The organism is Alsobacter sp. P4_H11 (genome assembly GCF_056400925.1).
Genome location: NZ_JBFUKI010000004.1, coordinates 80972 through 99581 on the forward strand (window position 1 = coordinate 80972; position 18610 = coordinate 99581).

Below are 18610 nucleotides of genomic sequence, written 5' to 3' on the forward strand. Positions count from 1 at the left end.
TCATTGGCCGAGGCGCTCGAGCAGCGCCGGCACGTGCACCTGGTCGGCCTTGTAGTTGCCCGTGAGGGCGTACATCACGATGTTGACGCCGGCCCGGAACGAGAGCTCGCGCTGGCGCGCGCCGCCCGGCGTGAGCGGGTAGAGCGGCTCGCCGCGCCGGCCCGTGGCCCAGGCGGCCGCGAGGTCGTTGGAGGTGATGATGATCGGCGACACGCCGTCGCCGGCGCGGGCCGGGCGCTCGGCGTCCGGGCCCTCGCGCGGCAGCGCCTCGATCCAGGTCTGGCCGTCGGCGTAGCGGCCCGGGAACGTGTCGATCAGGTAGAACGCCTTGGTGACGACGTGGTCGCGCGGCACGGTTTCTAGCTGCGGCACCGCGACGCCGGCCAGGATCTGGCGAAGCGCCTGGGTTTCGGCCGTGGGCGGCGCGCCGGGGCGGTTCGACAGCGCGTCGCGCGTGTCGAAGATCACGGTGCCGCCGCCCTTCATGAAGTCGTCGAGCTTGCGCACTGCGGCGTCGCCCGGGGCGGGGCGGCCGGCCACGATGGGCCAGTAGATCACCGGGTAGACGGCGAGTTCGTCGCGGGTCGGGTCGACGCCGGCGGGTTCGCCCGGTGAGAGCGCCGTGCGGGCTCCGAGATAGCTGCTCAGCCCGGCGAGGCCGGCGCGGCTGATCTCGTCGACGTTGGCGTCACCGGTGAGCACATAGGCGAAACGCGTTAGCAGCGCGGCGTCGAGTTCCTTGGGGCTGACGGGCGGACGCGGTTCGGCGGCCTGGGCGCCGGGCGCGCCGGCGCCCAGCGCCGAGAGAACCGTAAGCGCCAGGATGGCGCCCGTGGCGGCGGCGCGGCGGGCTCGGCCGAAGGTGAGCCTTCCGCCGAGCCAGAGCACTGCGAGAGTGTCGAGCGCGAAGCCCAGCAGCGCGAGCGCGATCAGCCAGGGGCGGAGGTCGACGGGCGGCTCGCGGGTGAGCGGCTGGAAGCTGGCGCCGAGCCCGGACGTGTCGAGCCGGTTCAACGTCGCGTCGGGCGCGAGCGTGTTCACGGCCACGGGCGTATCCGGCGCGCCATAGAAGCCGGGCGGGTGGTCGAGAGAGGCCACAAGCGCCCCGGTCACGGCTATCGGCCGCGCGGTCGCGGGAGGCGCCTGGAAGGTCCCGAAACCGTCGAGCGTGCGCAGCGGCGAGACCGTAACGGCTTGGCCGCCGGCCGAAGCCTGCGTCGGCGCGTCGGCGGTTCCGGCCAGCGCCGCCATGCGGCGGAGCATGTCGACGAAGAGGCCGGACAGCGGCAGGTTCGACCAGGTGGTGTCGGCCGTCACGTGGACGAGCACGAGCAGCCCCTGGCCGCGGCGCTCGGCGGTGATGATAGGCGTGCCGTCGGCCAGCGCGGCCCAGGTCTTGCGGCTGAGATCGGCGTCGGGTTCGGCCAGCAACTGCCGAGTGATCGCGACGTCCCGGGGCAGCGTCAACCCGAAGAACGGGCTCGCCTGGTCGAAGGGCGCGAGCGTGCGCGGGCTTTCCCAGGAGAGCGCGCCGCCAAGCGCCCGCCCGCCGCGACGCAGCCGGACGGGCGACAACTCGTCGCCGGTCGCCGAGGCAAGGCGCGAGCCCGCGAAGCGCAACAGCAGGCCGCCCTTGTCCACGAAGGCGGCAAGCTTCTGCCGAACGTCCGGCGGAGGCGCGCCGACATCCGCCATCACGATCATCGAGACCTTCTCGTCGATCAGCGCGCTGATGGCTTCGTTCGGGCCCATGCGGGGCTCGCGCACATCCGCATAGGGGGTGAGGGCGCGCGACACGTAGTAGGTTGGCGACAACAACGGCTGGGCCGTGTCGGCCGTGGCGCCCGACACGAGTCCGATGCGCCGCCGGCGGCTGCTTTCGTCCACGAGCGCGACCGCGCCGGCCGTGCGCTCCTCGGCGATGTCGAGGCGCGCGATCTCGTTGCGCAGATCGACCGGCAGGGTGACGTTGGCCCTGGTCTCGGTTTCGCCGCCGCCGAAGCTGAACGGCGCTTCGCCGAGCGGCAGCCCGCGCTTGTCCAGCGCGCGCACAACGCCGGAATCACGGCCGTTCGGCTCGGCGCGCAGCACGCGGACGCTCATGCCGGCAGCCGCGTTCTCGACATTGGAGAGCGCGAGGGGGCGCGCCGCCGGACCGGACACGATGGTGAGCGAGCGGCCATCCGCCAGTTTCCTGAAGCCGTCGCGGAACGCGGCCTGATCGCCGGTTGCGACGCCGTCCGCGATCCAGACGAGTTCGGCGGCCTTCTCGCGGTCGAGGAAACGGCCGAGCGGGAGCAGGATGGCGGCGCGATCCGCCGTGTGCGGGGCAGGCTTCAGCGCGCGGAGCTTTTCGAGCGCCGCGCCGGCGTCGCCCAACTGCACGTCCGCAAGCGGCGCGCCGGTGGCGATCACCGCCACGGGGCGGTCGTCGCGCGCCGCGCCGCGAACGATCTCTTCGGCGGCGTTCATGCGCTCGCGCCAGTCGGGCGCGGCGGCCCAGCCGGCGTCGACCACGAGCGCGATCGGGCCGGGTCGGCCGATCGCCTGCTTGAGGGCGTTCCAAACGGGGCCCGCCATCGCGACGATCACGAGGCCGGCCACGGCGAGGCGCAGCAGCAGCAGCCACCAGGGTGTACGGGCCGGGCTCTCCTGCTGGGGGATGAGGTCCAGGATGAGGCGCAGCGGCGGGAAGTCGATCCGGCGCGGCTGGGGCGGGGTGACGCGCAGCAGCAGCCAGAGCGCCGGCAGCGCCGTCAGCGCCAGCAGAACCGCCGGGGCCGTGAATCCGAGGGACAGGGATTCAAACATCCGTCAGCCTCCCCCGCCGATGCGGACGCCCGCCATGCCGGCGTCGCGCTCGGCGATGCGGGATGCGAGCGACAGCAGCGCCTCGGAGGCGGGCCTGTCGGTGCGATGCACCGCAAAGGTCCAGCCGCGCCGCGCGCAGGCGTCCCGGATGGAGTCGCGGTGCGCCGCCATGCGCTCGCGCACCAGCGCGCCGAAGCTGCCGGCGTCACCGACGCGCAAAGTCTGCGGCCCTTCGAGCTCCGCCAGCACCGCCTGGCCCTCGAACGGAAAGGTCTCTTCGACGGGATCCAGCACCATCACGAGATGGCCGCCCGCGCCGCGCGCCGCCATGCGTTCGATCGTGTCCTTGATGCGTGGCGCGGGGGTGAGAAAATCGCTGATCAGCACGGCCTCGGTGAGCGGAGCCAGAGGGAGCGGCGCGGGCAGATCGGCCGGCGGCGCCTTGTCGGCCGCCAGCGCTTCGGCGACCCGGTCGACGATGGCGCGGGACGCCTGCGGGTTGGTCAGGCCGATATGGCCGACGCGTTCGCCGCCCCGCACCAGCAGGTCCGCCAGCGCCAGGCCGAGCACGACGGCGCGGTCCACCTTGGGCGCCTGCGCGAGCGCAGAGCTGAAGCCCATCGAAGCGGAGCGGTCGATCCAGAGCCACACCGTGTGGGCGGCCTCCCACTCGCGCTCACGGACGTAGTAGCGCTCGTCGTCGCGGGCGGAGCGGCGCCAGTCGACGCGATGGGCCGGCTCGCCCGGCATGAAGGCGCGAAACTGCCAGAACGCCTCGCCCGATCCGGCCTGGCGCCGTCCATGGATGCCATGCGCGGCCGTGGCGGCGATGCGGCGCGCCTCGATGGCGAGCCTCGGCAGGCGCCGCGCTAGGTCCAGCGCGCCCGTCGCGTGCCGGTTCCCGACCGCCTGTTCCGTCGTGTCGAGAACCCGGACCTTGACCATGCTGTTCGCCCTAGCCGACGCGTTCGACGAGGCGTCGGATCAGGCCGCCGATGCTCTCACCCTCGGCGCGGGCCGCGAAGGTGAGCGCCATGCGGTGCTTCAGAACGGGCTCAGCCAGCGCGGCGACATCGTCCAGGGACGGCGCGAGGCGGCCTTGCACCAGGGCGCGCGCCCGCACGGCGAGCATCAGCGACTGGCCGGCGCGCGGGCCGGGACCCCATGCGAGGTGGTTGGCGATGGCGGGATCGCCCTCGCCGGGGCGCGCGGAGCGCACAAGATGCAGGATGGCCTCGACGACGCTCTCGCCGACCGGCAGGCGGCGCAGCAGTCGCTGGGCTGCCAGCAGATCGTCCGCCGTCATGGCGGCTTTGGGCTTTGCCTGCGTCTCGCCGGTGGTTTCCAGCAGGATGCGCCGCTCGGTGGCGGCGTCCGGATAGCCGACGTCGATCTGCATGATGAAGCGGTCGAGCTGGGCTTCGGGCAGTGGGTAGGTGCCTTCCTGCTCGATCGGGTTCTGGGTGGCGAGCACATGGAAGGGGCGGGGCAGGTCGTGCGGCTCGCCCGCGACCGTCACGTGATATTCCTGCATGGCCTGCAGCAGCGCGGACTGCGTGCGCGGGCTGGCGCGGTTGATCTCGTCGGCGAGCAGCAGCTGGGCGAAGATGGGGCCGCGCACGAACCGGAAGGCGCGGCGCTTCTCGGCCGTTTCCTCCAGCACCTCGGAGCCGAGGATGTCGGACGGCATCAGGTCCGGGGTGAACTGGATGCGGCGATTATCCAGGCCCAGCACGGACCCCATCGTGTCCACGAGCTTGGTTTTCGCGAGGCCCGGCACGCCGACCAGCAGGCCATGGCCTCCGGACAGCACGGTGATCAGCGTGTTCTCGACCACCTGGGTCTGGCCGAACACGACCGCTCCGATCGCCTCCCGCGCCCGGGTGATCTGCTCCAGAGCCGCGTCGGCGGAGCGCACGATCATGGCGTCGAGGCTGGCGGCGGCGTTGGCGTCGGTCATCGATGGCCCTCGGTGGAGAACTGACGCCGCGGCGTCACACAACGTTAAAGGCCAGCATCGCGCGCGAATGGCATTGGGTTCAAGCCCGACACGATGCCGCGGCGCGATTGTTCCCCGCACGTTTGCGTGGGGCAGCCGCCGCCAAGCAGGCTCACGGCGGCCTGAGGCGAAAACGTGGCGCCGGGCGCGAAGGTTCGAAGCAGTTCCGGAGACGACGTTCAGGGAGCGCTCGACCTGATTGCACCAGTTCGGGCGCTCCAGCGGCGTGTTTCAACGTCATCTCTTCAGGCGGCCGCGGGCTGCGTCCGCCGACGAAGCCCTAGTCCGCGGTCGGAAGGCGCCGGATCGTGAACTCGATCTGGCCGTCCTCGAGTTCGCGCCACCACTCGATCTCGGTCATGTAGGCGGCCTTGGGAAAGCGCGAAAACGCCTCGCGGGCTGCGGCGCGGGCCTCGTCGCGCGGCAGCGTATAGGTCTCGCGTTTCCAGGCGTCGCTGGGCGCGGTTCGGCCGGAGCGCGCGGGATCCGCAGCTCTCTGGGAGAGCCTATGGGCCACGTCCGCGGGTCGAAGAGGCAATCGGCTCATCGGGATGCACGCCCCACACGAGAGCGCGCCGTCGCTCCCGCTGGCAATCTAGCCCTAAAGCGACCGAAACGGGAGTCGGTTCAACGCCGTAGCCGCCCATGACCGGCCGCGCTCACGCCTGCGGGACGGCTTGGCCGAGTATGCCGGATAACGCCGCTTCATCTGACGGGAAATCGGCCTCGATCCAGAGCGCTTCGGCGCGCGCCAGCGCTAACCCAATGGCGCGGCCGGGGGCCAGCCCGCGAGCCACGACATCACGCCCGCTCCAGGGGAGGCGGGGAACGGGCTTCGCCAGAACGGCGGCCGCGACCGCCAGGGAAGCCGCATCGCCGCCACGGGCGCCGGCGATCACGACCGCGTCGCCGACCGCCAATGCGCCATGCCGATAGGCGCGGACGCGCCAGTCATGGGCGGTCCTGGGCGCTTCCGCGCCGTGCAATGTTTCAAGCAGCGTCGCGGCCTTCGACAGCCGCTGCGCATCCGCGTTGGACAGCCGCAGGCGTTCAGCCAGCAGCGCGGCGTCCTCACGAACCCGGAGAGCCAGAGCCGTAAGTCGAAGGATCGGATCCGGCCGCGCCACAGCTTGGAACGCCCTTACGTCGGGGACGAGCCCAAGCAGCCGGTCCAGGAACCCGCACTGCGCGATCGCCTCCACGGTCTCGGACGCCCGGCGACTGGCGAGAAGCTTCAGCACCTCGACCCGGATGCGCTCGTGCGAGAGCTGGGCCAGCCCGCCGCGAAGCGCGATCGCGGCCGAAAGCGCATCCCTGTCGAGCGGCCCCTCGCCGTATTCCGAGTGAAACCGAAAAAGACGGAGAATGCGCAGGTAATCCTCGCGGATCCGGGTTTCGGCCGAGCCGATGAACCGAACCCGCCGCGCCGCGAGGTCGTCGAGGCCGCCGACGAGGTCGATCACGGTTCCATCTGCGGCCGCGTAGAGCGCATTGATGGTGAAGTCCCGCCGTTCGGCGTCGCGGGCGAAGTCGCGGCCGAACGCGACCACGGCGCGGCGGCCGTCGGTCTCGACATCCTCGCGCAGCGTGGTGACCTCGAAGGGATGGTGGTCGACCACCACCGTCACGGTGCCGTGCTCGATGCCGGTAGGGGCGGCGCGGAAACCGGCCGCCTCGGCCCGGCGGGTTGTTTCAGCCGGCAGCGCCGTCGTGGCGATGTCGATGTCGCCGGGCGGCAGGCCCAGCAGCGCGTTGCGCACCGCGCCGCCGACGACGCGGGCCTCCTCGCCGTCACGATCCAGAACGGCGAGCAAGCGCTGCAGTTCCGGCCTTTCGAGAACGCCGGCGCCGTCGATCCGCGCGGTCGCGAGAGCCGGCGGGCTCTGGTTCATTCCAGCTTGCCGGGCACGAAGCGCCCGTTCTCCATGTGGGCCGGCACATAGGCGCCAACGCCGCGCGGGGCTTCGAAGCCGGTCAGCACGAGCGACAGGGCTGCAAGCGCCAGGCCGGCGAGAACCAGCCAGGAAACGCTTCCCTCCCAATGCACCTTGGCGAGCGGGGTCCTGCGACGCGCCACGAGCCAGAGCGCGTAGAGCGCGAACGGGACCAGGAAGAGCAGAAACTCTTCGGTGAAGGCGCGTGTCATTCGGCGTAAAGCCTCTCGTACATGTTCCGCAGGATGCCTGCGGTCACGCCCCAGATGTAGTGATCCCCATACGGCATCGCATAGTAGTGGCGCAGGGACCCTTTCCACTCCCTTGCGTGGCGCTCGTGGTTGGCGGGATCCATCAGGAAGGACAAAGGCGTCTCGAACACCGCGTCGACCTCGTTCGCGTTGAGATCCAGCGCAAAGCCCGGTTCGACCAGCGACAGCACCGGGACGACGCGGAAGCCCGTGGAGGTCAGGTAGGCGTCGAGATAGCCCAGCGGCCGGATCAGCTCCGGCGCCAGGCCGATCTCCTCGCCGGCCTCGCGGATGGCGGCCGCCATCGGGGTGGCGTCGGCCGCGTCGATCTTGCCGCCCGGAAAGGCGATCTGGCCCGAATGGTCGCGCAGGTGCGAGGCCCGGCGGGTGAGCAGGATGCTGGCGTTCTCGGGGTGCGCGATCACCGGAATGAGCACGGCGGCCGGGCGGTGGAGGCTTCCGTCCGAGGGCGCCAGCATGGGGGCTAGCTGGTGGTCGCCACGCTCGGGCGTGCGGCCGGGGTCGAAGGCGTGCGCGGGAGGCTCCATGCTGAGCCGCTCGCGGGCGCGCGCCTCCAGGGCGTCCGCCGCGAACGGCGTGGCGATGACCGGGACCTGGGCGTTCACGCCAGCCCCTCGATCTCGGCGGCGTCCGCCATGGGGAAAAACGCGCCGCCGGCCGCGACGCCGAACTTGGCGACGCCGTCCACCGCGCGCTCCTCGCCTAGCGCGACGAGATCATAAAACAGCGTCCGGGTGAGGCGCGCTTCAAGGCCGCCGCGTACCCGCACATAGGGGCGCAGCCCGTTCGTGGCCTCGCGCACGAAGCGCAGAGGGTGCTCGGCGTCCACCGTCACCCAGTCGTCCACGTTGGTGCGCAGCGCGATCCGCCGGGCGTCTCCGTCGCCCTCCACGGTCATCTCGACGGCCATGAACGGCGCGTCCTCGACCGTGATCCCGACCATCTCGACGGGCGTCACCAGCACGAAGCGCTCGGGATCGCGCCGCAGCACCGAGGCGAAAAGCTTCACGAGGGCGGGCCGGCCTATCGGCGTGCCGCCATAGAACCAGGTTCCGTCGGCGGCGATGCGCATGTCGATCTCGCCGCAATAGGGCGGGTTCCACAGGTGCACGGGCGGCGGGCCCTTTTTGCCGGCCGCGCGGGCTCCGGCCGTGAGGGCGTCGAGGGCAGGGGGCGTGATGGCGCTCATGCCGGGAGAATAGGGCGGCGGCGCGCCAGTTGCATCAGTCGTGCTTGCCGCTGGTCTGCGTGGTGTGGTGGTGCGCGTTGAACGACCAGGATTCCCAAATTGCCACCACAACGAGGCACGTCGTCGACAGCACGCTCAACAGCGCCGGCGGGAGACTGGTGAGCAGCGCGCCGGCCGCCAGCATGCCGCCGAGCAGGCCAATGCCGACGAGGTGGGACAACTGGAAGAAGCCGCGCACCGCGCGCTTGAACAGGATGGCGCCCACCAGAAACAGCAGCGGTCCACCCACCACGGTCAGCAGCGTCCTCAATTCGCCGTGGCCGTCCGGATGATCGAGCACGAACTCGTCGCCCACGGCTGTCACGATCACTCCCGCCATGATGGGCAGGTGCAGGTAGGTGTAGGCCAGCCGCGCCAGCCGGCCGGGGTCGTCCGCATCTGCGATCTCGCGGCTGCCCGCTTCGGCCCCGAGGTCGAAATAGATCCACCACATCGCCAGGCTGGCGACGAAGGACGACACGAAGCCGACGATCGTCCAGGCTTTCCAGGGCGCGTCCGCGAAGGTCGCGCCGGTGACGAGGATCGATTCGCCTAGCGCGATGATGATGAACAGGCCGCAGCGCTCGGCCATGTGGCCGCCCTCGACGGTCCAGTCCGAGATCGCCGACGCCCCGAGCCCCGGTGTCCAGAAGCGCGTCAGGGGACCGGCGCTGGCGATCACCACGGCGATGCCCCACAAGCCTAGTCGCCAGCCGTCCGGAGCGAAGGCGCCGGCCAGCCAGAACGCCGCGCCGGCGCAGTGCCAAGCCAGGATGCGGGTGAAATTCGTGCGCAGGGCCTCTTCGTCGCGCGGCGTCGCCCACATCGCGAAGGTCGACCGCGCCACCTGCATCACCGCATAGCAGACCGCAAAGATGATGGCGCGATCGCCAAACGCCTTGGGAATGGAGATCGATAGCCCGAGGCCGGCCAGCATCAGGCCGAAGATCACGGCTCGCACGGGCGTGCGGTCGGGATTCAGCCAGTTCGTCACCCAGGACGTGTCGATCCACACCCACCAGACCGCCAGCATCAGGATGAAGGCCTGCAGCACCCCCCAGGCGTCGAACTGCGCCGCAAGCGTATGCGAGAGCTGGGTGACCGCGAACACGAAGACGAGGTCGAAGAACAGCTCCACATAGGTGACGCGGTGATGCCCATCCTCAGGCTCGCCGCGGAGAAGGCCGGAGACGCCTGTCATCAAACCCGCTGCCATGCCGTCACGCGAGATCTTGGACTGCACATCTCGACTTTCCTCGCCCACCCAACATGAGCCCCAGAGCTCCGGACGTGATGTCGCCAGCGCTGCATTCGTTCCCTTTCAACGAACTCGCTGGATCGGGCGGTTCAAGACGAATTGTGCCGGAGCAGATTCGCAGCCAACACGTGCGTTTTGGATCGGTCAATCTACATATTGATTTATTATATTTTACAGCTAGGCTTACCCGCCTTTGCTGTCCAAGGATTAGTTTATGCCTCTCGTGAGTGACTACACCGCCTTGCTTTCGGGGTATAGCTGGAACGGCACAGTTTCGGGTCGCGCTGCGATCGTTTCGTTCTCATTCGAAAGCGCAATTGACCCAATCAATCTCGACGAGCCGGCCTTGAAGGCTGGATTTCAGCCATTCACAGCAACGCAGCGGTCAATCGCAAAAAGTGCCCTTCAGGCCTGGGCTGACGAATGCGGACTTCAGTTCATCGAGGTTGCACCGGGCCACGGGGACATCAGATTTCAAAATCTCAATTTCAATAGTAGCTCTGTGTCAGGATCTGCAGGTTTTGCGTACTATCCCTATAGCTCATCAACCGTTTCACGAGGACATACAACGGTCAACGTAAACACCCAAGTGTTGTATTACAGCAGCTCGAGCATGACGCATGTAATAGCGCATGAGATTGGTCATGCGATTGGACTTAAGCATCCTTTCGAGACGAATTTCCCGTATACAACTCTTACTCTAACGCCGTCACTTGATGACGGCGCTCATTCCATTATGAGCTACAAGGACTATCTACCTACACTTGGTAGCTTCGACAAGGATGCAGTCAAATACATATACGGACAGGTCGATGCATCATTTCTGAGTTCATGGGATTGGCAGCCGACATCAGGTATATTGAAGCAGATCGGCTTGTCGTCGTCGGATGCAATCGTGGGCGTGGGAGGCGCACGAAATTACATCGAGGGCGGCTTAGGCTCAGATACGCTAACGGGTTCCGAACTCGACGATACTTTGCTCGGGGGCGATGGAAACGACAGGTTGACTGGAGGAGCCGGGTCCAATCGGCTGTATGGAGGAGCTGGAGAGGATAGTTTGTTCGTCACAAGCAACGATTTGGCCGACGGCGGCGATGGTGACGACGCGCTCTCCGCGACGGGTTCGAACGCCACCTTGGTTGGCGGTCTCGGCAACGACAGTCTCTATGTCTATTACGGCGCCGCTAACGTGAAGGTCAGCTATGCAACGAGCAATTCCGCTGTGACTGTCAATTTGCTGAAAGTGAAAGATGCGGCGACAGGATTGGCCAAATCCGCCTGGGGAGACGATATTGGAGTGGATTGGTACTCCAACATTGGGCAGGTCGAAGGCGGTAGCGCAGGCGATGTTTTGAGTGGCGACTCTGTCGATAACTGGTTTTCAGGTCTCGACGGCAACGACACGTTGCTAGGCCTTGCTGGTATGGACAGCCTGATGGGAGGCGCTGGTGACGACATCCTCGAAGGAGGTTCGGGCAATGATGTTGTTGATGGCGGCACAGGCTCCGACATTGCCAAGTTTTCAGGCCTGAAATTGCAATCGCGGTGGGTTAGCGACGGTAACCGCTCCACCGTCGTCGGCGTCGATGGCCTGGACAGCCTTACATCTGTGGAGACGCTGAGCTTTTCGAACGGCGCGCAAACCGTGACGGCGAATGTGCTTCAGTACGTAGCGAGCCATGGCGATCTCTGGACTGCGTTTGGCTCCAACGCTGATGCCGGCTTTCGGCATTTCCTGAGCAGCGGCGCCGCCGAAGGGCGTCAGGTGACTTTTAGTGGCTTGCAGTACATCGCGTCCTACTCGGACCTGATCGGCGTCTGCGGAGCGGATGGTGAGAAGGGTGCAAGTCACTATATCAACTTTGGGGCAAAAGAAAACAGAAGCAGCAGCTTCGATGCGCTTGCTTACATCGCGAGCTATAAGGATTTGGTGCAGGCTTTTGGGACCGATGCCGACGCCGGCGCAGCGCACTACATTCAAGCTGGCTTTAACGAAGGACGGAAAGCTACGTTTGACGCGCTTGCGTATGTGGCGAGTTTCAGCGATCTCATCAGTGCGTTTGGGGTTAATTCGGCGGCCGCTACGGCGCATTTCATTCAGTACGGCTCAGGTGAAGGCCGCACGGTCTCCTTCGATGCGCTGGCCTATGTAGCGAGCTATGGCGATCTGATCGCGAATATCGGCTCAAACGTGCGGGCGGCGGAAAGCCATTTCATCCAGTATGGATCACGCGAGTCTCGTTCAATCAGCTTCGATGCGACTGCATATCTGTTCCGATATGCTGATCTCCGTTCAGCATTTGGAAAAGACCTCTCAGCAGCGGAGCGCCATTACATCGACTATGGTTTCAAGGAGGGTAGGTCCGCATCGACCGCCGGCAATGATGCCCTGACAGGTTTCAGCGACGACGACATCCTCATGGGGGGCGCCGGCAACGATACGCTGACTGGCGGTGGGGGCCATGATGTGTTCGTATTCAAGGCGAGTTCGGGCCATGATGTCGTGAGTGACTTCATCGCCGGAGGCGGCGCCGGATCCGACACTCTTAAGCTTCAGTATGGCGCAAGTTTCGACACCCTCGGTGAGATCCTCGCTGTTTCGAAACAGGTTGGGTCCAACACTGTAATCACGATCGATCCGAACACGTCGATTACACTCCAGGACGTAAACCGGTCGCTTCTGACATCTTCCAATTTTCAGTTCGCCTAGTCATTCATTGCGACGTCGCGTGCGTCAATACCTCCCAGCCCTTGCCGGCAGAACAGGGGGAGCACGATGCGGCGCGATCTCTCTTTGCATCATCGTCGACAGGTGTCTGGTCGTCTCGATCCGTCGCTCACGGCCAGCGCACGCTGGGGGGCATGCTGGAGAGGATGCTCTCGACGTTTCCGCCGGTGCGCAGGCCGAAGATGGTGCCCCGGTCGTAGAGCAGGTTGAACTCGACGTAGCGGCCGCGGCGGGCTTGCTGTTCCAGGCGGTCGGCCTCGGTCCAGCCCGTTGCGAGGTTGCGGCGCGCGATGGCGGGGTAGGTTGCCCTGAACGCCTCGCCGACGTCGCGCGTGAAGGCGAAGTCGGCGTCCCAGTCGGGGCTTTCCAGATAGTCGTAGAAGATGCCGCCGATGCCGCGCGGCTCGTTGCGGTGCTTCAGGTGGAAGTACTCGTCGCACCACGCCTTGTAGCGGGCGTAGTCGGCGACAGGGTGCGCCTCGCATGCATGCCGGAAGGCCGCATGGAAGGCCTGCGTGTCGGGGTCTTCCTGGGTGCGCCGGCGGTCCAGCACGGGGGTGAGGTCGGCGCCGCCGCCGAACCACGCCTTGGTGGTGACCACGAAGCGAGTGTTCATGTGAACGGTCGGGACGTTCGGGTTCCACGGATGCGCAATGAGCGAAATGCCGGAGGCCCAGAAGCGCGGGTCGTCGGACGCGCCCGGAATCTGGGTGCGGAACTCCGGGGCGAACTCGCCATAGACGGTGGAGATGTGGACGCCGGCCTTCTCGAACACCCGGCCGCGCAGCATGCTCATCTCGCCGCCGCCCCCCGGCTGACCCGTATGGTCCGTGCGGGTCCAGGGCTTGCGCTCGAAGCGGCCGGCCTCGGACGCCTCGGGGAAAAACGGCCCCTGAGCGCTGGCCTCGAGATCTTCGAGGGCCGCGCAGATGCGGTCGCGCAGCGTCCGGAACCAGGCGCTGGCCTCGCCCTTGCGGCGCTCGAGCTCATCGGAGGGTGGGAGCATCAGGGCTGTCCTTCTGGGGCGGGCGCCGGAAACCCGCCGACCTGGCGCAGGGCCTCGCCGAGGATCATGGCGGCCGAGACCGCGATGTTCAACGACCGCATGGCGGGCCGCATGGGGATGAGGATACGGGAGTCGGCGGCCGCGTGAACGGCTTCCGGCGCTCCGGCCGACTCGCGGCCGAGCAGGATGACGTCGCCCGGCGCGAAGGCGAAGTCCACATAGCGCATGGCCGCCTTGGTGGTGGCGAGCACGAGCCTGCGGCCCGCCCGGCGGCGCGCGGCCTCGAAGGTGTTCCAGGACAAGTGGCGCTCGATCGCGACCTCGTCCAGATAGTCCATGCCGGCCCGGCGGAAGGCGCGGTCGGACACCGGGAAGCCGGCGGGTTCGATGATGTCGGCGGGCACGCCGAGGCAAGCGCAGAGCCGCAGAATCGTTCCCGTGTTCTGCGGAATGTCGGGCTGGTAGAGGGCGAGGCGGACGGTCAAGCGCGCAAGGCTCCGCTGCAGATTGGGAACAGGGGCGGGAAAACGTCCGCCAGTCACTCCCAATCAGCATTCCGTCCTATGGACAAGCCCTAAGCAGCGTGCGAAACAGCCGCCGCGCGGCGACTCCCGGTCGCATTGCGAGCCCTTGTGTTTGCGCGCATACCGCCCGGGACGAGCTTCAACGATCAATCAATCAAGCCTTCGGTTTCGGCTGGGGGCCCGGATTGAGGGGATGATTACGTGGCGACGACTTCCACTGCGACCGCGTCGGAACCGACCCGGCGGGACTTTCTCTTCATCGCGACCGGCGCCGTCGGCGCGGTCGGCGTCGCAGCCACGCTGTGGCCGTTCATCTCCCAGATGGGACCGGACGCCGCCACGATCGCGGCCGGCGCGCCGGTCGATTTCGACCTGACGCCCGTCGCCGAAGGCCAGATCGTGAAGCTGTTCTGGCGCGGCAAGCTGATCTTCGTGCGTCATCGCACGGCCGAGGAGATCAAGGCCGCCCAGACGGTGAACGTCGCGACGCTCCCTGATCCGCAGGACGACGCCGCGCGCGTGAAGCCCGGCAAGGCGCAGTGGCTCGTGGTCTACGGCAACTGCACCCATCTCGGCTGCGTGCCGCTCGGCAACGAAGGCGCGTTCCATGGTTGGCAGTGCCCGTGCCATGGTTCGGTGTTCGACACCTCGGGCCGCATCCGCCAGGGGCCGGCCCCGACGAACCTGCCGGTTCCGCCGTACACGTTCGTTTCCGACGCCAAGATTCAGATCGGCTAAGGCCGCATCGCGCCGTTTCAGGATCATGCCATGAGTGCACCTTCCACCTATGTTCCGAAGAGCGCGTTTGGGAAGTGGTTCGAGAGCCGCCTCCCCGTGATGGGCCTTCTCCATTCGTCGTTCATCGTGTTCCCGAACCCGCGGAACCTGAACTACTTCTGGACCTTCGGCGGCATGCTGGCCTTCATGCTGGTGGCGCAGATCGTCACCGGCGTCGTGCTGGCGATGCACTACACCCCCAACGCCAAGATGGCGTTCGACAGCGTCGAGCACATCATGCGCGACGTGAACTACGGCTGGCTGCTGCGCTACCTGCACGCCAACGGCGCGTCGATGTTCTTCGTGGCGGTCTACGTCCACATCTTCCGCGGCCTCTACTACGGGTCCTACAAGGCCCCGCGCGAGATCCTGTGGATCCTCGGCGTGATCATCTTCCTCCTGATGATGGCGACGGCCTTCATGGGCTACGTGCTGCCCTGGGGCCAGATGTCCTTCTGGGGCGCGACCGTCATCACCAACCTGTTCTCGGCCTTCCCGGTGGTGGGCGAGACGATCGTGACGTTCCTGTGGGGCGGCTACTCGGTCGACAACCCGACCCTGAACCGCTTCTTCTCGCTGCACTACCTCCTGCCGTTCATGATCGCGGGCGTCGTCGTCCTGCACATCTGGGCGCTGCACGTGCCGGGTTCCAACAACCCGACCGGCATCGAGAAGAAGACCGAGAAGGACACGCTGCCCTTCCACCCCTACTTCACCGTCAAGGACGCGCTGGCGCTGGTCTGCTTCCTGATGGTTTACATCTGGTTCGTGGCCTACACCCCGAACTTCCTCGGCCACGCCGACAACTACATCGAGGCGAACCCGGCCGTGACGCCGGCGCACATCGTGCCGGAGTGGTACTTCCTGCCGTTCTACGCGATCCTGCGCGCGATCCCGGACAAGCTGATGGGCGTGCTGGCGATGTTCGGCTCGATCGCCGTGCTGGCCTTCCTGCCCTGGCTCGACACCTCGCGGGTGAAGTCGGCGAACTACCGTCCGCTCTACCGCCAGTTCTTCTGGCTGTTCGCGGTGGCTGCCGTCGGCCTTGGCTGGCTCGGCGCCAAGCCTCCGGAAGGCGGCTACGTGATCGCGTCGCGCATCCTCACCTTCTACTACTTCGCGCACTTCCTCATCGTCCTCCCGCTGCTGGGCCTGTTCGAGACGCCGCGCCGTCTCCCCGGGTCCATCGCCGAGGCGGTGCTCGGCAAGGGCGGTTCGGCCTCCGCGATGGCGGCCGGGGCGGCCCAGTCGCCGAACACCAAAGGCTGAGCGGGTTTCGGGGATCATGATGATGAAGACGAATACGATGCTCCGCTTCGCCGCCGGCGCGCTGGCCCTTCTCGGGGTCGGCGCTTCGGGCGCCGCCCTGGCGGCCGAAGGTACGGTGGTTCCGCCGCGCCAGAGCTGGACCTTCTCGGGCCCGTTCGGCCATTTCGACGCCACTCAGCTGCAGCGCGGCTTTAAGGTGTATCGCGAGGTCTGCTCGAACTGCCACTCGGTCCGCCTGCTGGCGTTCCGCAACCTCGCCGAGGAAGGCGGCCCGCACTTCTCCGAGGCGCAGGTGAAGGCCCTCGCGGCGGAGTACAAGGTCACGGACGGCCCGAACGACTCGGGCGAAATGTTCCAGCGTCCGGCCCGGCCGGCCGACCGCTTCCCGCCGCCCTTCGCCAACCGGCAGGCGGCCGAGGCCGCGAATGGCGGGGCCTATCCGCCGGACTTCTCGGTTCTCGCCAAGGCGCGCACCTATGAGCGCGGCTTCCCCTGGTTCGTGTTCGACATGTTCACGCAGTTCCAGGAGCAGGGCGTCGACTACATCACGGCCCTGATGCTGGGCTACGAGGAGCCGGCGCACGGCGTCGAGGTTCCGGCCGGCAAGTACTACAACACCTACTTCCCGGGCCACATCATCTCGATGCCGAAGCCGCTCAGCGACGGCCAGGTGGAGTACCCGAAGGGTCCGGACGGCAAGCCGCAGGCGCCCGAGACGGTGGCGCAGTACGCCAAGGACGTTTCGGCCTTCATGATGTGGTCGGCCGAGCCGCACCTCGAGGCGCGCAAGCAGATCGGCTTCCGCATCCTCTCCTTCCTGCTGGTGTTCGCCGGCCTGCTCTACTTCACCAAGAAGAAGATCTGGTCCAAGGTCGAAGGCCACGCCGTCACGCACTGACGCGGCCAGGACGTTTTCGAAAGGGCTCCGTTCGCGGAGCCCTTTTTCGTTGTGGCGTTGCGTCGACGGCCGCGCCGCTGCAGCATGCCGCCTCCCCGCACGAGCAGGACGCCATGGCGCTTCATTTCACAGCTGACGAGTTCGAGGCGCGCAAGCGCCGTTTCCTGGCCGTGCTGGCCGAGCGCAAGCTGGATGGCGCGCTGCTGTTCGCCCAGGAAAGCATGTTCTGGCTCACCGGCTACGACACGTTCGGGTTCTGTTTCTACCAGTGCCTGTATGTGGGCGCCGACGGCCGCATGGCGCTGCTGACGCGCTCGGCCGATTTGCGGCAGGCGCAGCATACGTCGACGCTGACGGACATCCGCGTCTGGCGCGACGGGCGCGAGGCGGACCCGACAGCGGATACGCGCGCGCTGCTGCGCGACATTGGCGCGGGTCGGCGGCTCGGCGTCGAGTTCGACAGCTACGGGCTGACGCACGCCAACGGCCGCAAGCTGGAAGCCGCGCTCGCCGGAACGGCCGAACTATCCGACATCTCGGACGTGATGCCCCGCCTGCGCGCCGTGAAGTCGCCGGCCGAGATCGCCTATGTGCGCAGCGCCGCCGCCCTGTGCGACGCTGCGGACCGCGCGGCGCTGGACGCCATTTCGGCTGGCGCGGACGAGGGTGAGATCCTGGCGGCTCAGCACGCCGCCGTTTTCGCGGGCGGGGGCGATTACCCCGGCAACGAGTTTATCATCGGCTCGGGGCGCGATGCGCTGCTGTGCCGCTACAAGTCCGGCCGGCGCAGGCTGGACGCGCGGGACCAGATCACGCTCGAGTTCGCGGGCGCCTTTCGCCACTACCACGTGGCGGCGATGCGCACCGTGGTGGTGGGCGAACCAAGGCCGCTGCACCTGTCCTACCATGCGGCCGCGCGCGAGGCGTTGCTGGCCTGCGAGGCGGCGATGAAGCCGGGCGCAACGGCCGGCGACGTGTTCCAGGCGCATTGCGACGTGTTCGACGCGCACGGCCTGGCGTCTCACCGGCTTAACGCCTGCGGCTATTCGCTCGGGGCGAAGTTCACGCCATCCTGGATGGATTGGCCGATGTTCTACGCCCACAACGACTGGGCGATCGAACCCGGCATGGTGCTGTTCGCCCACATGATCCTGATGGATTCGGAGACCGAGACCGCCATGTGCCTCGGCCGCACCTACCTGGTGGGCGAGGGCGGGGCGGAGGCCCTCAATGGCGGAGATCTGGACCTTCAGCTGCGATAGGGTTAAACGATTCCTAACGAGCCGCGCGAAGCCGGCCGGGAGGGGTCATGAGCACGAGGCTATCGGGGTTCCTCGGATGGGCGGCTGCGGCCGCTCTGGCTTGCTCGCTGGCCGGCTGCCAGGCGACGGACGGCGCCATGGCTCGCTACGAGGCGCCGGGCGTGCCCGTCGCCCTCGACACGCTGGAAGGCGCGCCGGAGGCGGTGAAGACCCGCGTATCAGCCGAAGTCAGCACCCAGGCCACCGCCCGCCGCATCGAGCTCGTCGACAGCCAGGCGCAGCCGCGCTACCGGCTCAAGGGCTACCTAACCGCCTACCCGACCGAAACTGGCGACACTACGCTGGCGGTCGTGTGGGACGTGTTCGACGCTTCCAACAAGCGCCAGCAACGGGTCACCACCACGACGGTCGCGAAGGGGCAGGGCGACGATCCCTGGTCGCGCATCGGCGAGACGCAGATCGCCAAGGCGGCTTCGCAAAGCATGAACCAGGTTGCGGCGTTCCTGGCCGGCCAGGCGCCGGGGACCGGGCCCGCGACGGCGTCGCTGGAGCCCGCCAAGGCGCTTGGTTTCGCGGCGGGTGAATAAGCGGCCTCTTTTGGCTCCGTCCACGCCTTTCGGCGTCCGTCGCGCCGGCGTCATATT

The 18610-nt window shown here is 67.4% G+C and carries 17 protein-coding genes; 6 read left to right on the forward strand and 11 right to left on the reverse strand.

Annotation, left to right across the window (positions count from 1 at the left end; genetic code table 11):
- The 9 genes from AC1DSZ_RS08160 to AC1DSZ_RS08200 all read right to left on the reverse strand — a co-directional run bounded on the left by AC1DSZ_RS08160 (position 1) and on the right by AC1DSZ_RS08200 (position 9445).
- Positions 1 to 2811 carry a DUF4159 domain-containing protein gene (locus AC1DSZ_RS08160; protein WP_476837886.1) on the reverse strand — a complete coding sequence of 937 codons (2811 nt, stop codon included), beginning with the start codon at positions 2809 to 2811 and terminating at the stop codon, positions 1 to 3.
- Positions 2812 to 2814: 3 nt separating this feature from the next.
- Complete coding sequence (locus AC1DSZ_RS08165) at positions 2815 to 3756, reverse strand: DUF58 domain-containing protein (protein WP_476837887.1); 942 nt, start codon at positions 3754 to 3756, stop codon at positions 2815 to 2817.
- Between the two features lie 10 nt (positions 3757 to 3766).
- Positions 3767 to 4771 carry an AAA family ATPase gene (locus AC1DSZ_RS08170; protein ID WP_476837888.1) on the reverse strand — a complete coding sequence of 335 codons (1005 nt, stop codon included), beginning with the start codon at positions 4769 to 4771 and terminating at the stop codon, positions 3767 to 3769.
- Between the two features lie 319 nt (positions 4772 to 5090).
- Positions 5091 to 5357 carry a hypothetical protein gene (locus tag AC1DSZ_RS08175; RefSeq protein ID WP_476837889.1) on the reverse strand — a complete coding sequence of 89 codons (267 nt, stop codon included), beginning with the start codon at positions 5355 to 5357 and terminating at the stop codon, positions 5091 to 5093.
- A gap of 112 nt (positions 5358 to 5469) precedes the next feature.
- Positions 5470 to 6702 (reverse strand): CCA tRNA nucleotidyltransferase, encoded by a 1233-nt coding sequence (locus tag AC1DSZ_RS08180; RefSeq protein ID WP_476837890.1) that lies wholly within the window; start codon positions 6700 to 6702, stop codon positions 5470 to 5472.
- Positions 6699 to 6956 carry a DUF6111 family protein gene (locus AC1DSZ_RS08185; RefSeq protein WP_476837891.1) on the reverse strand — a complete coding sequence of 86 codons (258 nt, stop codon included), beginning with the start codon at positions 6954 to 6956 and terminating at the stop codon, positions 6699 to 6701. Before AC1DSZ_RS08185 ends, AC1DSZ_RS08180 begins: the two co-directional genes overlap by 4 nt.
- A complete protein-coding gene (locus AC1DSZ_RS08190; RefSeq protein ID WP_476837892.1) occupies positions 6953 to 7621 on the reverse strand; it encodes a CoA pyrophosphatase in 669 nt (222 codons plus the stop codon). The genes AC1DSZ_RS08185 and AC1DSZ_RS08190 overlap by 4 nt, the downstream gene beginning before the upstream one ends.
- Positions 7618 to 8205, reverse strand: a complete 588-nt coding sequence (locus tag AC1DSZ_RS08195) for a DUF1285 domain-containing protein (protein WP_476837893.1) — start codon at positions 8203 to 8205, stop codon at positions 7618 to 7620. Before AC1DSZ_RS08195 ends, AC1DSZ_RS08190 begins: the two co-directional genes overlap by 4 nt.
- Before the next feature lie 34 nt (positions 8206 to 8239).
- Positions 8240 to 9445: a low temperature requirement protein A gene (locus AC1DSZ_RS08200; RefSeq protein ID WP_476838157.1), complete on the reverse strand. Its 1206-nt coding sequence runs from the start codon at positions 9443 to 9445 to the stop codon at positions 8240 to 8242.
- A gap of 280 nt (positions 9446 to 9725) precedes the next feature.
- Here AC1DSZ_RS08200 and AC1DSZ_RS08205 point away from each other — a divergent pair, with 280 nt between their 5' ends.
- Positions 9726 to 12212, forward strand: a complete 2487-nt coding sequence (locus AC1DSZ_RS08205; RefSeq protein WP_476837894.1) for a M57 family metalloprotease — start codon at positions 9726 to 9728, stop codon at positions 12210 to 12212.
- A gap of 127 nt (positions 12213 to 12339) precedes the next feature.
- Here AC1DSZ_RS08205 and hemF read toward each other — a convergent pair whose 3' ends face one another.
- Both hemF and AC1DSZ_RS08215 read right to left on the reverse strand, forming a co-directional pair.
- On the reverse strand, positions 12340 to 13236 hold the full coding sequence (hemF, locus tag AC1DSZ_RS08210) for an oxygen-dependent coproporphyrinogen oxidase (protein WP_476837895.1): 897 nt from the start codon (positions 13234 to 13236) through the stop codon (positions 12340 to 12342).
- A complete protein-coding gene (locus AC1DSZ_RS08215; protein ID WP_476837896.1) occupies positions 13236 to 13721 on the reverse strand; it encodes a tRNA (cytidine(34)-2'-O)-methyltransferase in 486 nt (161 codons plus the stop codon). The genes hemF and AC1DSZ_RS08215 overlap by 1 nt, the downstream gene beginning before the upstream one ends.
- Before the next feature lie 240 nt (positions 13722 to 13961).
- Here AC1DSZ_RS08215 and petA point away from each other — a divergent pair, with 240 nt between their 5' ends.
- From petA to AC1DSZ_RS08240, 5 genes are all read left to right on the forward strand, one after another.
- On the forward strand, positions 13962 to 14498 hold the full coding sequence (petA, locus tag AC1DSZ_RS08220; protein WP_188519252.1) for a ubiquinol-cytochrome c reductase iron-sulfur subunit: 537 nt from the start codon (positions 13962 to 13964) through the stop codon (positions 14496 to 14498).
- Positions 14499 to 14528: 30 nt separating this feature from the next.
- Positions 14529 to 15806 carry a cytochrome b gene (locus AC1DSZ_RS08225; RefSeq protein ID WP_188519251.1) on the forward strand — a complete coding sequence of 426 codons (1278 nt, stop codon included), beginning with the start codon at positions 14529 to 14531 and terminating at the stop codon, positions 15804 to 15806.
- 22 nt (positions 15807 to 15828) lie between these two features.
- Positions 15829 to 16704: a cytochrome c1 gene (locus AC1DSZ_RS08230; protein ID WP_476837897.1), complete on the forward strand. Its 876-nt coding sequence runs from the start codon at positions 15829 to 15831 to the stop codon at positions 16702 to 16704.
- Positions 16705 to 16817: 113 nt separating this feature from the next.
- Positions 16818 to 17966 carry a M24 family metallopeptidase gene (locus AC1DSZ_RS08235; RefSeq protein ID WP_476837898.1) on the forward strand — a complete coding sequence of 383 codons (1149 nt, stop codon included), beginning with the start codon at positions 16818 to 16820 and terminating at the stop codon, positions 17964 to 17966.
- Positions 17967 to 18013: 47 nt separating this feature from the next.
- The gene (locus tag AC1DSZ_RS08240) at positions 18014 to 18553 is read left to right on the forward strand and encodes a hypothetical protein (RefSeq protein ID WP_476837899.1); all 540 of its coding nucleotides are present in this window, start codon (positions 18014 to 18016) and stop codon (positions 18551 to 18553) included.
- The last annotated feature ends 57 nt before the right edge of the window (positions 18554 to 18610 follow it).